Genomic DNA, 15,193 nt, shown 5'->3' with positions numbered 1-15,193 from the left:
GGCAGGGCGGACGGGGCCGCGTCCTGTCGAGGTCGCCGGGAGCGCGCCGCGATCGCCCGGCGCGCTCCGGGGCGCTTCGCGCAGCGGCGGAGGGCGTCGCCGAGAGCTTGCGTCGATGTCGCCGGAACGACGTCGGTCAGGTCGCACGATGGCGCCGATGACGACGATCGCGCACCTCACGGATTTTCATCTCCTCGAGGCGGAGCACGACCGCCGCCGCGGCGCCGAGCGGTGGCGGCTTCGTTATCTGAGCTTCGGCCGCCCCATCGACGCAGCGCAACGCCGCCGTCGCGCCCTGGCCGTGCTGGTCGAGGCGTGGCGGAGCGGGGCGGACCACCTGGTGCTCACCGGCGATCTCACGGAAGACGGGACGCCTGCCCAGTTCGAGGTGCTCGCCGCGGTGCTGGCGGAGAGCGGCTGGGACCCGGCCCGCGTCACGCTGGTGCCTGGCAACCACGACGCGTATGCCGGGAGCGACGCGTGGGAGCGCGCCCTTCGAGGCTGTCTCCGCCCCTTCGCGGCCACGAGCGGGCGTGGGACGGCGGTCGCCCTCCCTGGGGCCCTCGTGGCCGCGGTGTCGACGGCCATGATGCAGCCGGTGACCCGCTCGGCGGGGGCGATCGCGGCCCGCGAGCTCTCGCGCGTCGCCGCGCTCGCCGCCGAGACGCGCCGCTCGGGCGACGCGCTCGTGCTCGCCCAGCACCATCCGCCGCTCCGGCATTCGATCGGCGCGATGCAGTGGCTGGACGGGCTGATCAACAGCGCCGAGCTCATGGCGCTGCTCCACGAGCACGACCATCTTCACGTGATCCACGGCCACACGCACCGCGAAAATGACGCGCCGGTGCGCGCCGGCGCGCCTCCTCGCATCTTCGGCGCACAGGCGCTCGTCGACGGACCTTCTCCGCTGCGGTTCTACCGTGTGCGTCACGGGCGCCTTCTTTCGGATCGGACGCGCGTTCGGCGCGGCGCGTCGGCGTTCGCGCTGGCGTAGAATCTCTCACATGCACTGGAGGCGCGGTGCCCCTCACCGCCCTCTTTTCGCCGGAGACGTGGCTCGTATAGAGTCCTCGCCGGATCATGAAATTCATTGGCTTGCTCAGGGACACGGTCCCCCTCGTTGCTGTCTCGGCGTTCGCGGCCCTCCCGGGTTGCGGCGGCGCCGACCCCACGCCCGCGACGCCGGTGATGCGCGACGCCGAGCCTATCGAGGCGTCGCGCGCGACGATGAACTCGCGGTCCGAGATCGGCGGCATGAACGAGGAGAAGGTGCAGGCGGCGTTCGAGCGCGCCGCTCCGCGGCTCTCGCGTTGCTATCAGAGGGGCGTCCAGCGGCTCCCCTATCTCGGCGGCGAGATCCGCTTCAAGGTCCGGGTGACCGAGGAGGGCACGGCGCGCTGGGCGTTCGTGAAGGACTCGACCCTGGGAGACCGCGAGACCGAGACGTGCATGCTCGGCGTCCTGAAGGCGGCGCGGTGGCCGAAGCCGGTCGGCGGAGAGGGCCTGGCGGAGAACAGCTTCACCTTCGAGCCGAGCAGCGACGAGCGCCCGCCGGTGCCGTGGACGCCCGACCAGCTCGGGACGCCGTACAAGAAGGCGCGGCCGGCGCTCAACTCCTGCCGGAGCCAGGCGGGCGGCACCCAGCTCAAGGCGACGCTTTACATCGACACCGACGGCAAGCCGCTCAGCGTGGGCGTCTCCAGCGCCGACGAACGGGGCGAGGAGGCGGCCGAGTGTGTCGCCGGCGCGCTCCGCGAGATCACCTTCCCTTCCCCTGGCAGCTACGCCTCGAAGGTGAGCGTCGACATCGACTGACGCCGCTCGCAGCCGTCCGCCCGCCCGCTGGCCCGCGCCGGCGGAGGGGCCGGCCAGCGCGCCGCCTGCCGCTGTGTCCCGGCCCCGTCCGGCGCGGAGGGCTGTCGCTGGGCCTGTCCATCGGGCGCGAAATCTCCCGCCCTTGCTGGGGGCGCGCGCCACGGGACTGAGCTACGCTCCAGTCGTGGGCAAGGTCCTCCGGCAGATCCTGGTGCTCTTGTGGAAGGTGGCTCGCCTCGTCCTGTGGAGGTGGCTGAAGCCGCGGCTGACGAGGTTCATGATGCTCACCGTGGCGCTCGTCGGGGTGATCCTGCTCGTCGTGGCCGTGCTCGGCAGGCTGTAGGGCGGTTCTCCTGGGACAGGCGGGCGGCGCGGGCGCCGCTGGCTTGTCCGCGGCGGCTTCCGGCAAGTAGTCTCTCCCGCTTGCATGGCTAGCTCACCTTCCTCCTTGCTCCTCGCCGCCCTGGCGTGCGTGATCGCGTCGGGGGGCACCGCCGCTTGTTCCGAAGAGAGCCCCGCCTTGGCGGCGCCGGCCTCGCTCGAGGCGGACGCGCCGCGCGCCGCCGCCGTCGAGGCGCCGCGCGCCGCGGTCGTCGAGGCGGTGCACCTCGCGACGGCACCCGCCCCGGTCCAGGCGGAGGCCGGCGCGACGCCCTCGCCGAGCGCGGTGAAGGAAGGCGCGCGCATCCACTCGAAGGCGCGGTTTGCCTGGATCAACCCCGGCCCGTACCCGACACGGGGCTGGAGCGGCTACCTGGGGCTCGGCGGCTCCGTCGCGCTCCGCGGCGGCAGCGTCGAGGCCGCGCGGACGCCCGGCGAGGGCTGCGACGCGTGGTACGCCGTCGAGCCGCGGGGCTACGTCTGCGCCGGCGCCAGCGCCACGGTCGACCCGAACGACCCGGTCGTCGCCGCGCTGCGGCCGCACGCGCCCAGGATCGACTCGCCGTGGCCCTACGACTACGCGGAGTCGACCGGCGCGCCGCGCTACCGGCAGCTCCCGAGCGCGAAAGAGCAGCGGCGCTCCGAGTGGGACATCGAGAAGCACCTCGCGAACGCCGCGAAGGTACGCGCCGCCGAGGGGTTGAGCGACGAAGCCATCGGGGAGATCGACCAGTCCCTCGTCGGGGTCGATCTGAAGCCCGCGGGCGTCGCCGCGCCGGCGCTGTTTCCCTTCGGCGATCTCGTGCGCGAGGGGCGCGACAGGATCGTGAACGGCTCGACGGTGGCGTTCACCCGGGTGTTCGACGCGCAGGATCGGACCTGGGTGGTGACGTCGGACCAGGCGTACATGCCGAAGGATCGGCTGAGGCCGTACCCGCGCTCGAGCTTCCAGGGTGTGTGGCTGAAGGGCGAGCGTTCGCTCCCGCTCGCGTTCTTCCGCAAGGCCGATCGACCGAAGTACCAGCGGGGCGCCGGCGGCCGCTTCGAGCCCATGGGCGCGTCGTTCGCGCGGCTCGCCTCGGTCGGGCTCACGAGCCGCGCCGAGGTCGAGGACGGCGAGCGGTTCCTCGAGACGCAGGAGCCGGGGGTCTACGTGCACGCGGACGACGCCGTGGTGATCGAGGCGGCGAAGCGCTCGCCGCTCGAGGGCGAGAACGAGCCCGCCTCACCGCCGCGCAAATGGATCGAGATCAGCGTGCTCGGCGGCTGGTTCGTTGCCTACGAGGAGCTCACCCCGGTCTTCGCGACGCTCATCTCACCGGGGCGCGGCGGCGTCCCGCAGAAGGGCATCCCCGCCATCGAGACCGCGGCGACGCCGACGGGGCGCTTCCGCATCGACGGGAAGTTCGTGACGGCGACGATGGTGTCGAGCTCGAACGACAACATCGTCCACTCCGAGGTGCAGTTCGTGCAGAACTTCCACGGCCCTCACGCGCTGCACGGCGCGTACTGGCATGACGCCTGGGGCGAGCTGAAGAGCGGCGGCTGCGTCAACCTCTCCCCCATCGACGCGAGGCAGATGTTCGCCTGGACCGACCCGCCGGTTCCGGAGGGGTGGCACGGCCTGCGGGCCTCTCGCGACGCCGGCCGCTCCACGGTCGTCCTCATTCACCGCTGATCGCGCGCGCCATCCGGTCCACGAGCCGCGGCGCGGCCTCCGCGAACACCTCCGTCTCGAGCAGCAGGCCGACCACGAGGAAGCCGTCGCGCGGCATGTCGAAGAAGTAGCCGGGGTGGACGATGATCCCCTCGTCGCGCACGAGGAGCTCGACCCAGCCGTCCTCGTCGTGCACGCGCGGGACCTCCAGCGTCGCGTACCATCCGCCGTCGATCGGAAGCCGCCGGACCGCGCCCCCCGCGCGCGCCGCGATCGCCGCGTCGAGCGCCGCCAGGTTGGCCTGCACGCGCGACAGGATCGCGCGCTGGACGGGCGCCTGCGCGGCGAGGATCTCCGGCAGCGCGAGCTGCACCGGGGTGCCGACCGAGAGGTAGGTATCGGCGATGATCTCGAGCCGCTCCACCGCCGCGGCGGCGAGCTCCGGCGGCCCCGAGACCGCGATCCAGCCGAGCTTGAGCTGCGGTAGCGCCATCACCTTGGAGAGCCCGCTCAGCACGAAGGTCAGCGCCTGCCGCCTTCCGGCGAAGCTCGGCAGGCGGTCCTGAGCGAGGTCTCCGTGCGCGTAATCGCCGAAGACCTCGTCGACGATCAGCGCGAGGCCGCGCTCCCGCGCGCACGCCTCGAGCGCCGCGGCGTCGTCGCGGCGCACGAAGGAGCCGGTCGGGTTGTTCGGGTGGACGAGCACCACCGCGCGCGTCCGTTCGCCGGCGGCGCGCTCCAGCGCGCCGAGATCGATGCGCCACCCCTCTTCCTTGAGGAGCGGGTACGGCGTGAGCGCGACGTCCTCCAGGCAGGCCAGGTACTCGAGCAACGGGTACGACGGCACCGGGACGAGCACGTCGTCGCCGCGCTCGGCGAGCAGCTTGAGCAGCCAGCCGTACGCTTCACTTGTGCTGGCCGTCAGCACGACGCCCGCCGGATCCACGTCGAGCCCGCGCTCCTGGTAGTAGCGCGACACCGCGGCGCGTGCGGCGGGGTCGCCGAGCGGTAGCGGCGCGTACCTGGAGCCGCGCGGCTCGCCCAGCCGCGCGATGAGGGGAGCCGTCTCGATGATCCCGCATCGCGTCGGGTTCGACTCGGTGAAGTCGACGAGCGCGCGCCCTGCCCGGCGGGCCTCGACGAGGACGGACGCCAGCAGGTTCTCCGAGAGATCCCAGCCGGTGCGCGCCGCGAACCGGAGCGGCCTCGGCGCCGGCATGCGCCCCGTGTCCGCCTCTGCCGTGGGAGGTCGATCTGCGCTCACCTGTCTCTCCATGGTCCCTTGATCCATCGTCGTCGTGGTCTGCCCTGCCCTGCTGTCTGCCCGGCCACGGTGACACGGACGCCGCCGGACTGCAGCCGGGCGCGAGCTCCTGCGGCCGAGGTCGAGCGCTCAGCCGCGGCGCCGCCGTCGCGCCGCGAACGCCGCTGCGAGGGCGCCTGCGAGCCCGACAGCGATGCTGCGGCTCGATGGCAGCGCGCGGTCCGCACCGGCGACAGCGCAGGCGCACGCGCCGCTCGTTACCTCGAGCTCCCCGTTCGCCATCCACACGTCGCTCCCGACCGGGAGCTCGTGCGCGCCGAGCGAGGCGCCGTCGTAGAGCACGTCGACGGCCAGCGAGGTTCCGCCGGAGCCGCGCGGCGCTGCGACCGCGAACCGCCACAGCCCGCGGCGCACCTCTCTGAGCGGCGTGTGCATCACCCCGCCGCGGAGCGCGACCGTGAGCTTGTCGGCGGGGACCCTCACCGGGGCTCCGTCCGCGCGCCGCAGCTCGATCGTCCCCCAGACCGGCCAGGACGGGTCGGGTCTCGCGTAGGTGCTCGACAGGACGTACCAGCTCTTGTCGAGCGCCGGCGCGGTGTCCCCGGTCTCGGCGGCTTCCAGCGCGAGGCGCGCGCCCTCCAGATCGAGCACGCCGGGCCCGAGCTGCGCGTCGAACGGCTCGGCGTCCTCCGCGCGCCGCGCGCCGGCTTGGAGCACCTCCGTGACCTCTACCTGGCTCAGGTTCGGGTTGTTCTGGAAGAGGAGCGCGATCGCGCCTGCGACCTGCGGCGCCGCCATCGACGAGCCCGACGCGATCGCGTGGTAGTCGTCGACGACGAAGCAGGGCGTGTTGTCGGGGCACCCGGGCGTATCGAACAGCCCTCCGGGTCCGTCACGCGGGTCGACCTCGCTCCCCATCGCGGCTGCGACCAGGCCGCCGGGCGCGCTGATCTCGGGCTTGGCCACCCCGAACGGCGTGGGGCCGGTCGCGCTGAAGTAGCAGGCGCTACCCTCCTCGATCGCCTCGCCGTCGAGGCTCGCCAAGCGCACGATCGTGGAGCTCTCGTACGGCTCCCAGCGGACGCGGTTGATGGTGCATCCCACGGCGAGCAGGCCGGGGTGGCTCGCGGGCACGTTGATCGTCCCCTGCTGGATGCCGCGCGTGAACTGGAGCCCGAGATCGTGCGATACCGAGACGTCGCCGAGCCCCGTCACCCAGAGCTGCGCGTCCCCGCGGCCTTGCAGGCGGATCGCGAACTCGCCCGCCTTCCACGCCCCGCTGAAGGCCACGACGGCGCTGTTCGTGTCCGCCGTGATGGGCGACTTCCCGTTCGCGAGCCGGTTGATCACGGCGCCGGTCGTCTCGCCGTCGTCGCTTGTGTAGCCGGCGTCTTCTCCGGGCTCGACCAGGCCGATCCACGTCTCCCCGCCCGGCCCCTCGAGGCCGACCGACACCTCGTCCCCGGGCCTGAAGGTGATCCAGACGTACCCCTGCCCGTTCGACGCGCTCGGCGTGCGGATGCGCACGCGCGTCTCGCCGTACTTCGAGACGTGCGCCTCGGTGTGGATCCCCATCGGTCCTTCGCCGTCGAGCTCGTACATCGCGCCGCTGTTGCCGGCGGCGACGACGATCGCGCGTCCCGGGTGAGCGTCACCGACCATCGCGGCGAGCCCTGCCTCGAGCGGGCTCGTCCCGTCGTGGGGCCCGAAGTCGCTGCCGACGCTCAGGTTGACGACCGCCGGCATGCCGAGCTCCTCGGCGCGATCGAAGATGAACCTCACCGCGTTGAGGATGTCCGGATCCTCGAAGCCCTCACCGGGCCGCGACGGTGCGGCGATGATCAGGGTCGCGGCGGGCGCCACCCCGACGTACCGCGACAGCTTCGGGAGCATCGGCCCGCCGTTGCCCGCCGCGATGGAGGCCACGTGCGTACCGTGCCCCGCGATGTCGCGGAGGATGCCCGTATCCCCCTGCGCGAGCAGGGCGTCGATGTCGGCGCCGGAGAAGATCGCGCACGAGGACTGCTCCGGGTCATCGCACCCGTAGTGCTGCTCGAGCGATTCGTGCACCCCTCTGGGGCGCCCGGCCTGCAGCACCCATTGGATCCGTGTCTTGCCGTTCTTGTCCCGAAAATCCGGGTGCGCCACGTCGATCCCGGTATCGACCACGCCGACGATCACCCCCTTGCCGTCCGCTCCGGTGGCCTTCCGGTACGGCTCGAGGCGGATCCACCGCTTGGATCGATCGAGGAGGGGCTGTCGGGGCGGTCCCGTGAGCAGCGAGAGCTCCGGGTGCGCGGCGGCGAAGGCGCCGACGTCGCCAGGTGCGAGCCGGACGGTCCCGAAGCCCGGCGCGACCGGGAGCAGCCCGAGCGACCGCGCGTCGGCGCCGGCGGGAAGCGGCACCAGCACGGGGATGCGCCCGCGCGGATCGGCGAGCGGGTGCCGGCCAAGGCGCGAGCTGAGCAGGCGCGCCACCGCCGGGGCCGGGACGTCGGCGCGCGCATCCCCCGCCGCGAGAGCGAGGCCGAGCAGCGCCAGGGGGAGCGGGAGCCTGCGGGCAAGCACGCGACGACTCTACACCACCTTCTTCCCACGCGGCCGGGCCTGCGGAGCACGCCGCCCTCGCGGCGCGCTCTCCGGATCGCGCCGCGGAGCCACGCGCAACGCGCGGGCGCGCCGCTCACACCGGCGGGACGAGGTGCTTCTTGCGCGGCCGCTCTTCGACCTTGCCGGCGTATCGCTCGAAGCGGCGCGCCACCTCGCGGCGGAGGTTCGCCGTCGGGATGATCGCGTCGATCACGAGCTCGCTCGCGAGCTTCTCCAGGTCGACGTCGGCGCGGTACTCGTCGCGCAGCTTCTGGACGAGCGCCTCGCGCTCGGGCCCCGCCGGGATCGCCTGGATCTTGTTGAAATAAACGGCATTCACCGCGGCGCTCGGCCCCATCACCGCGATGGACGCCGAGGGCAGCGCGATGCACTCGTCCGGCGCGAACGCCGGCCCGCACATCGCGTAGAGCCCGGCGCCGTACGCCTTGCGCACAACGACGGAAAGCTTCGGCACGGTCGCCTCGCTCACCGCGGCGATCATCTTCGCGCCGGCCCGGATGATCCCCTGCCTCTCGACGACCGTCCCGATCATGAAGCCGGGCACGTCGGCGAGGTACAGCAGCGGGATGTTGAAGGCATCGCACAGCCAGATGAACCGCGCGGCCTTGTCGGCCGAGTCCACGAACAGCACGCCGCCCTTGTATTTCGGCTGGTTCGCGACGATCCCGACCGCGCGCCCCTCGATGCGCGCGAGCCCCGTGACGATCTCCTTCGCGTAGAGCTTCTTGATCTCGACGAAGCTGCCCTCGTCGATGACCGCGTCGATCACGGCCATGATGTCGAATGGCTTGTTCTCGTCGGCGGGGATCACCTCCTCGAGCGGCCGCTGCCCTGGCTTCTCCGGTCTCGGCTCGACGCGGGGCGAGGCCTCCGCGGAGCTCTGCGGCATCAGCGCGAGGTAGCGCTTCGCGAACGCGATCGCCTCCTCTTCGGTCTTCACGAGCACGTCCCCGCACCCCGAGACCGAGCAGTGCATGCGCGCGCCGCCGAGCTCTTCGAGCGTGACCTTCTCGCCGATCACCATCTCCGCCATCCGCGGCGAGCCCAGGTACATGCTCGCGTTGCTCTCGACCATGCACACGACGTCGCAGAACGCCGGGATGTACGCGCCCCCCGCCGCCGACGGGCCGAACAGCAGGCAGATCTGCGGCACCATGCCGCTCAGCTCGACCTGGTTGTAGAAGATGCGGCCCGCGCCGCGCCGCCCGGGGAACATCTCGATCTGGTCGGTGATCCGCGCCCCCGCGGAGTCGACGAGGTAGAGCAGCGGGCACCGGAGGCGCCGCGCGGTCTCCTGCACGCGCAGGATCTTCTCGACGGTGCGGCGACCCCACGAGCCTGCCTTCACCGTCGAGTCGTTCGCCATCACGCAGACGGGGCGTCCGCCCATGGTGCCGGTGCCCGTGACGACGCCGTCGGCCGGCAGCTCGGGATCCACGGCGTTGGCGAGCGCCGCATCCTCGATGAAGCTCCCTTCATCGAGGAGCAGCGCGACGCGCTGCCGCGCGAACAGCTTGCCCTGCTCCGCGTTCTTGTCGTGGTACTTCTGCGCGCCCCCCTTCTCGATGCGCGCCGTGAGCTCCCTCAGCTTCTGATCGAGCGACATGGCGCGACCCATAGCCCTAAGCGCGCCGGGCGACCACCTCCCGCGCCGCCGTTTCGAGCTCCCGCGCGGTCCGGGCCACCAGCACCTTGGTCGACGCTGCGGCGTAGCGCAGCATTGCGCTGTCTCCCGTCCCCCAGGCGCCGGGCCCCTCGGGGCACAGCCAGAGCAGCGCCCGCGCCCGGTCGCGGAGCCTCCTGACGGCCTCCGCCTCGTCCGCGAAGTAGTTCGTGCGCCCGTCGCCCAGGATCACGAGGGTCACCCGCCGGTCCACGTCACGCCCGTACCGCTCCTCGAAGGCGAGGAGAGCGCGCCCGTAATTCGAGTTGTGCGCGCGGCTCACCACCTCGCCGCGCTGGATGCGCTCGAGCGCCGCGCTCGCCGGCATCGCCGCGAAGAGCTCGGTCGTCTCGGCGAGCTCGCTCACGAAGACGAACGATCGTGTCCGGTCGAAGAGCTCCTGCGCCGCGCAGACGAACTCGAGCATGAAGCGCGCGGCGACGCGGACCGAGTCCGACACGTCGCAGAGGACCATGAGGCGCGGCTTGTCGCGCCGGCGCGCCCGCCGGGCCGGCTGGAAGGGCACGCCGCCGGTCTGGAGGCTGCGCCGCAGCGTCCGGTGCGGATCGATCCTGCCGCGCCGCGCCCGGCGCCTCCGGAGCCGCTCGGCGCCCCGGAGCCTCTGGGACAGCGCCCTCACGGCGCGACGCACCTCGTCCATCTCGCCTTCGCTGAGCGAGGCGAACGGCACGTCCATGCGGCCGAGGGCCGCGGGCTCTTCCCCCTCGAGGCGCCGGAGCGCCAGCGTCACGTGCTCGCGCACGCGGTGCCGCATCCGCTCCATCTCGGCGGCGAGCGCCTCGGCGAGCGCCTTCCCCCGATCCTCGCCGAGCGCCTCCTCGAGCGCGCTCCGGATCCTCCGCAGCGCACCGGCGACGGCCGGTACCCCGAGCTGATCCATCACCCGCTGCGCGAAGAACCCGACCTGGAGCGAGCTCGTCATCGGCGCGAGCACGCGCGCGATCCCCGCCGACCGGAGCGCCTGGTCGAGCTCCCCTGCGGTCCCCGCGAGCGCCTGGAACCCGATCGCGTCGCCGAACGCGCCGCTCCGCTCCGCGGCCGCGCTCAGCAGATCGCGCAGGGCCGAGAGCTCCCCGTCCGAGAACCCGCGCTCCCGCAGGCGCGCCCACAGGTCGCCGACGTGCTCGCCCTCCGGTGAGAAGAAGCGGTCGAAGGAGGCGTGGTACCGGCGGAGATCGGCGGCGCGCTCGACGACCACCGCGCCGATGGTGTCCCGCAGCCGCGCGCGGTCGCCGAACCCGACGAGGGCGCACGCGCGCGCGACGTCGATGGCCTGCGCCGTCGACACCGCGAAGCCGTCGCGCCGCAGCGCCCATAGAAATTCGTCGATGGAGAGGAGCATGGGGGAGCTAGCGGTCCCGCGCGGCCCCGCGGCGGCTACGGCGCCGGCGCAGGCTCCGCGAGCAGCGCCTTGAGGAGCTTCTCGATCTCGGCGTGCCGGGACGGGTCGTACCCGACCACCACATCGCGGATGACGCCCTTCTTGTCGATCACGAACATCGTTGGGAGCGCGTTGACGCCGTACGCCGCGGAGGTCGACTCCGAGGCGTCCGCGGCGACCGCGTAGCGCATGGACAGGGCCTGCGCTGTCTTCGTCGCGACGCCCACGCTGTCGCTCGTCAGGCCGATGACCCGAAGCCCCTGCGCGGCGTACGTCGCGTGCCACTTCGAGAGCTGCGGGGCCATCAGGCGGCACGGCGCGCACCACGTGGCCCAGAAATCGAGCAGCACCACGTTTCCACGCAGGGCCCCGACGTTCGCCGGAACGGCCCCCGCGACGGTGGCGAGCGGCTTCCAGGCGGGCGCGAAGGTGCCGATCTTGTCGAGGCGAAGGATCTGATCGCGCCCTGGGAACGGCACCAGCGTCGGCGTGACGTCCCGCTCTTGGCCGCCGCGCCGGATCCGGAGGTTCACCACGTTGCCTGGCCCCTTGAGCGCGACACGGGCGACCAGCTGCTTCGGTTCTTCGAGCGGGACGCCATCCGCCGCGACGACCTGATCCCCGTCCACGATGCCGGCCTTGGCCGCCGGCGAGCTGGTGACGACGTGCTTCGCGAGCACCCCCCCGGCCGGCCCGGGCTCCAGCTCCACGCCCAGCCAGGCGCGGCGGGACGCCTCCTCGGCGGCCGCCTGTGAGGCACCTCCCATCAGCGCGGCGCCCGACAGCGCGACAAGCGTCGCAGCGAAGAGGGCGCGCCAGGCGCGGCCTCGCCTGGAAGGGGCCAGGTGCATCCTGGCAGTGTAGCATCTCGACCGGTGCGGTCCCGACCCCGCCTCTCTGCGTGGAGCGCGCTCGCTGCGGCGGCCCTGGCCTTGCCGATGCTCTCGACGGAGGCGCGGTCCCCCTGGGGGTGGGCTCCCTTGCCGCTCGGGTGTGCGCCGACGCGTTCCCGGACGCACCCCGAGGGGGCAACGGCGTGGATCGGGCGCGGCTCCAGCCCCGCCGTCGAGCCGCGCGCGTTGGCCGTTGCGCCCGCTGCGCCTGCGCCCGCGGCGCCTGCGCCCGCGGCGCCGTCGGCCTGGGAGCTTGCCGGCCAGCTCGCGAGCTTCACGCTTGCCACGGGCCGGGCTCGTTCCCAGCACTTCACCGGCGAGATGGAAGCCGAGGTGCGGATCAACGCGGCCGCCGCTCCCTACCCGGCGCTCGGCCCGGCTCGCGTTCTCCCGCCCGGCGCGGCCGTCGTCGAGCTCCACTACCCGGCGGGCGCGTCGGAGCCGGTGACGCTGCTCGCCATGGTGAAGCGCTCGACCGGCTACGACCCTGACGGCGGCGACTGGGAGTACCTCGTCCTCACACCGCAGGGCACGTCCACCCACCGCGGCGCCTTACCCCTCTGCAAACGTTGCCATGCAGACGCCCCGCACGATCGTCTCTTCGGAGGCCCGCGATAACGCGTCGCATCGCAACCCGCTGGCAGCCGGTGGCTCAACTCCGCAAAGATTGCGAAGCATGGCGTCCAGCGCGACATCGCCGCCCGAGCTCTCGTTGGAGGGGATTCCGTGACCACCGAAGAAACCGCGGTGAAACGTGATTATTCCGCCGGACGTTCCGTGCCGAGCGCGCACCGGGGTCGACGCGGCGAAATGGCACGGAGGCTGCTCAAGGCGGAATTGACCGTGTTCTTCGCTGTGGGCTGCAGCGTGTCGCGGTCCTCCTCCCTCCTGACGGGCCTCATTAGCTTGCGCTTGGTCGTTCAGCTGGCGCTCTTTCGCCTCGTCCATCGCTCAGCTGCTGCTTGGCTTACGCCTTCTACCGTTCTGTCTGCTTGGCCTGCTCGCCCCTTCTAGCGCTTCAGAGCTTCGCTTGCCTTCGAGAGCGTGTGAGAGCGCGCGGCCGTTCCGTGATGGAATCGCCGCGCGCCATTGTTTTTGTCCTCCGGTCGGCTGCCCCGGCGGCCGGCTCCGTGCGCATCGCCGACGAGGGGACTGCGCGGACCGCTCGCTCGCTCGCTCGCTCGCTCGGTCGGGCGGACGGCTCAACGACAAAGGCGAGCTCCGCCATGGGGACATGGCCCGCCACGAGGCGGGAGCAGAGCAACCCGAGGGAGCGGCGAAAAGAGCGACATTTGCCCGCGAAAGTCACGCACCTGAGCGAGCGCCCTCAGGCTCCGATCACTTTTCCTTTGACAGGCCGCTCGGGGGCGTATAAACGCCGGCACTCACTTCGCGCAAACGAGCGCGACGCGAGGAGCGCGGTGGCGTAGCCACGTCGTGCTGCTTGTCTTCACCAGAGCGCCCATAGCTCAGCTGGATAGAGCATCGGCCTACGAAGCCGGGGGTCGGAAGTTCGAATCTTCCTGGGCGCGCCTGATCGGTTGTGTGACAGATTCTGAGACCGTCATGATGGATGACGGAGCCGATGTGCTCTTCTCCGCCGTACCGCGATCGGAGGGTGCCAGCGACGAGGGTGCCGGCGGCATTGATGCGCTGCGGATGCGCGAGGCGCTCGCGGAGGCCGAAGCTGCGGCAGCTGCCGGCGACGTGCCCGTGGGAGCGCTCATCGTCGATGCGGAGGGGGTCGTGCTGGCGCGCGGCCGTAACCGGCGCGAGATCGATCAGGATCCGACCGGGCACGCCGAGGTGGACGCGCTGCGGGCCGCGGCAAGGCAGCTGGGTCGGTGGCGGCTCGAAGGGGCGACGGTCTACGCGACGTTGGAGCCGTGTCCCATGTGCGCGGGCGCGCTCGTCAATGCCCGGATCGCGCGGCTCGTTTACGGTTGTCCGGACCCGAAGGCAGGAGCGGTCGACACGCTCTTCGCGATCGGGCGCGACACCCGGCTCAACCATCGCTTTGCGGTCACCTCGGGCGTGCTCGCGGACGAGTGCGCCGCCCTGCTCCGCGCGTTCTTCGCGAAGCTCCGGACCGCTGCCCAGAGGCGCTGACGTCCAGGCCCGCCCGGGCGCGGGTCAGGGCGCCATCCAGGCGCCGCCCTGCTCCTCTTCTGGCCGCTCGTCGGCGGCCTCGCTGCCCTCCCCGGTGGGTTGCCGGGGCGCAAGATGGGGCGCGGGGGAGCCTCGCACGACCGTCTCCTGGAGCCCCTTCTCGAGCTCCTCGTCGGAGATCCGATGGCGCCTGTGCGCAATCTGCATGAGCTTGCGCAGGTACCCGCTCCACGCGGGCGTAACCTCGCCGCTGGCATTGAAGTGCTGCACGCTCGGGTTGGGCAGGATCGACCCGATGTAGAGCGCCTGCCCGAGCGAGAGCTGCGCCGCCGACGCGTTGAAGTAGTGCCGCGCGGCGGCGCCGATGCCGTAGACCAGCGGCCCGAACTCCACCACGTTCAGGTAGAGTTCCATGATCTGCTCCTTGGTGAGCTCCTGCTCGAGGTACATCGTGAGCAGGGTCTCCTGGAGCTTGCGCGCCACGCTCTTGGTCCTCTCGAGGTAGAGGTTCTTGGCGAGCTGCATGCTGACGGTGCTCGCGCCCCGAACGAACCGCCTCTTCCGGAGGTTCTCGCGGATCGAGTTCTTGATGGCCTCCTCGTCGAACCCGTGGTGCCGATGGAAGCCGCCGTCCTCCGTGGTCAGCACGGCGACCTCCATGAAGCGGGAGATGTCCTCGTAGGGCACCCACTCGGCGGTCCCCGGCCCCGACTCGATCTCGACGCGCTGGCGGCCTGGCCCGTAGACCAGACGCCGGAACGCGCGCTTGAAGCGGTCGACGCTCAGCTCCGGCGGCATCTCCGTCACGCGGCAGGTGTTGGAGACCCCCCAGTCCAGCGCGAAGGTCCGATCCAGGTTGGCGGTGTCGAAGCGGAGCTTCCCTTCGATCCCGAACGAGCCGGCGAGCCTCATGCCGTGGAGCTTCGCCACGACCCCCTTGGGGGCCGAGTCCAGCATCGACTGGCACGCCGAGAGAGGCACCTCGAAGCTGCCTCGAACCCGGTGCGAAGCCCCGGCGTGCTCGTACTCGCCGCGCGCGATCAGCCTCAGCGCGCCGAGATCGATCTCGGCGTCCTCGGCGACGAGCTTGGACCCGTCGAGCTTGCCGTTCGCCTTGGCTCGCCACGCCAGATCGAGCCCGGCGATGGGCTCGTCCGCCAGGGCCGTGCTCCGCAGGGAGAGGTTCTTCAGCCTCCCTTCGCCGTCGACGCCCAGTGTCTGACCGTCCGCCGACAGGACGACCCGCGCGCGGCTCACGATCGAGGTCCGCGCCACATCGAACAGCCCCATGTCGCCCTCGTGAACGCCGAGGGTCGAGAGCCAGATGGGCCCCCCCTGCACGTCGGCGACGATCTCCTGCGGGGTCTCCTTTGCGTCGCTGATGGGCACGCGAAGCCGG

Annotated in this window: 12 protein-coding genes and 1 tRNA gene (1 of these 13 cut by a window edge); 7 read left to right on the top strand and 6 right to left on the bottom strand. The window is 72.0% G+C overall.

Translation table 11 applies throughout. From position 1 onward, the window contains the following. Positions 1-148: 148 nt before the first annotated feature. The 4 genes from WME75_RS12875 (at position 149) to WME75_RS12860 (ending at position 3,874) form a co-directional block, all read left to right on the top strand. Complete coding sequence (locus tag WME75_RS12875) at positions 149-994, top strand: metallophosphoesterase family protein (protein ID WP_437490126.1); 846 nt, start codon at positions 149-151, stop codon at positions 992-994. Between the two features lie 86 nt (positions 995-1,080). Continuing rightward, a complete protein-coding gene (locus WME75_RS12870; protein WP_437490125.1) occupies positions 1,081-1,815 on the top strand; it encodes an AgmX/PglI C-terminal domain-containing protein in 735 nt (244 codons plus the stop codon). A gap of 184 nt (positions 1,816-1,999) precedes the next feature. Then, a complete protein-coding gene (locus WME75_RS12865) occupies positions 2,000-2,158 on the top strand; it encodes a hypothetical protein (protein ID WP_437490124.1) in 159 nt (52 codons plus the stop codon). Positions 2,159-2,242: 84 nt separating this feature from the next. Next, positions 2,243-3,874: a L,D-transpeptidase gene (locus WME75_RS12860; protein ID WP_437490123.1), complete on the top strand. Its 1,632-nt coding sequence runs from the start codon at positions 2,243-2,245 to the stop codon at positions 3,872-3,874. Here WME75_RS12860 and WME75_RS12855 read toward each other — a convergent pair. The 5 genes from WME75_RS12855 to WME75_RS12835 form a co-directional block, all read right to left on the bottom strand. Continuing rightward, positions 3,861-5,117: a pyridoxal phosphate-dependent aminotransferase gene (locus WME75_RS12855; protein WP_437490122.1), complete on the bottom strand. Its 1,257-nt coding sequence runs from the start codon at positions 5,115-5,117 to the stop codon at positions 3,861-3,863. The genes WME75_RS12860 and WME75_RS12855 overlap by 14 nt on opposite strands. Positions 5,118-5,246: 129 nt before the next feature. Then, positions 5,247-7,685, bottom strand: a complete 2,439-nt coding sequence (locus WME75_RS12850; protein WP_437490121.1) for a S8 family serine peptidase — start codon at positions 7,683-7,685, stop codon at positions 5,247-5,249. Positions 7,686-7,800: 115 nt separating this feature from the next. After that, positions 7,801-9,333 carry an acyl-CoA carboxylase subunit beta gene (locus tag WME75_RS12845; RefSeq protein ID WP_437490120.1) on the bottom strand — a complete coding sequence of 511 codons (1,533 nt, stop codon included), beginning with the start codon at positions 9,331-9,333 and terminating at the stop codon, positions 7,801-7,803. Positions 9,334-9,349: 16 nt separating this feature from the next. Beyond that, positions 9,350-10,753, bottom strand: coding sequence for a VWA domain-containing protein (locus WME75_RS12840; RefSeq protein ID WP_437490119.1), 1,404 nt, complete (start codon positions 10,751-10,753; stop codon positions 9,350-9,352). 35 nt (positions 10,754-10,788) lie between these two features. Further along, complete coding sequence (locus tag WME75_RS12835; protein ID WP_437490118.1) at positions 10,789-11,643, bottom strand: redoxin domain-containing protein; 855 nt, start codon at positions 11,641-11,643, stop codon at positions 10,789-10,791. Between the two features lie 228 nt (positions 11,644-11,871). Between WME75_RS12835 and WME75_RS12830 the strand changes: the two genes are divergently transcribed. The 3 genes from WME75_RS12830 (at position 11,872) to WME75_RS12820 (ending at position 13,794) form a co-directional block, all read left to right on the top strand. Further along, a complete protein-coding gene (locus WME75_RS12830; RefSeq protein ID WP_437490117.1) occupies positions 11,872-12,303 on the top strand; it encodes a hypothetical protein in 432 nt (143 codons plus the stop codon). Between the two features lie 840 nt (positions 12,304-13,143). Continuing rightward, positions 13,144-13,217 (top strand) — tRNA-Arg (locus WME75_RS12825). A 34-nt stretch (positions 13,218-13,251) separates the two neighbouring features. Continuing rightward, entirely contained in the window at positions 13,252-13,794 is a 543-nt protein-coding gene (locus WME75_RS12820; RefSeq protein ID WP_437490116.1) for a nucleoside deaminase, read from the top strand. 24 nt (positions 13,795-13,818) lie between these two features. Here WME75_RS12820 and WME75_RS12815 read toward each other — a convergent pair whose 3' ends face one another. Beyond that, positions 13,819-15,193: the 3' portion of a biosynthetic peptidoglycan transglycosylase gene (locus tag WME75_RS12815; RefSeq protein WP_437490115.1), read on the bottom strand. Its footprint extends 1,001 nt past the window's final position; 1,375 of the gene's 2,376 nt are visible here — the last part of the coding sequence; the start codon falls outside the window, past its right edge — the gene reads right to left on this strand; it ends in the stop codon at positions 13,819-13,821.

The organism is Sorangium sp. So ce1014 (assembly GCF_051521505.1).
Lineage (GTDB): Bacteria > Myxococcota_A > Polyangia > Polyangiales > Polyangiaceae > Sorangium.
The sequence above is the reverse complement of the archived record's forward strand: the minus strand, read 5'-3'. Positions and strand labels throughout refer to the sequence as shown.

Bases quoted from the DNA above. Each gene is read 5' to 3' on its own strand.
- WME75_RS12875 (WP_437490126.1), top strand. From the start codon at position 149: ATGGCGCCGATGACGACGATCGCGCACCTCACGGATTTTCATCTCCTC.
- WME75_RS12870 (WP_437490125.1), top strand. From the start codon at position 1,081: ATGAAATTCATTGGCTTGCTCAGGGACACGGTCCCCCTCGTTGCTGTC.
- WME75_RS12860 (WP_437490123.1), top strand. From the start codon at position 2,243: ATGGCTAGCTCACCTTCCTCCTTGCTCCTCGCCGCCCTGGCGTGCGTG.
- WME75_RS12845 (WP_437490120.1), bottom strand. From the start codon at position 9,333: ATGTCGCTCGATCAGAAGCTGAGGGAGCTCACGGCGCGCATCGAGAAG.
- WME75_RS12840 (WP_437490119.1), bottom strand. From the start codon at position 10,753: ATGCTCCTCTCCATCGACGAATTTCTATGGGCGCTGCGGCGCGACGGC.
- WME75_RS12835 (WP_437490118.1), bottom strand. From the start codon at position 11,643: ATGCACCTGGCCCCTTCCAGGCGAGGCCGCGCCTGGCGCGCCCTCTTC.
- WME75_RS12820 (WP_437490116.1), top strand. From the start codon at position 13,252: ATGATGGATGACGGAGCCGATGTGCTCTTCTCCGCCGTACCGCGATCG.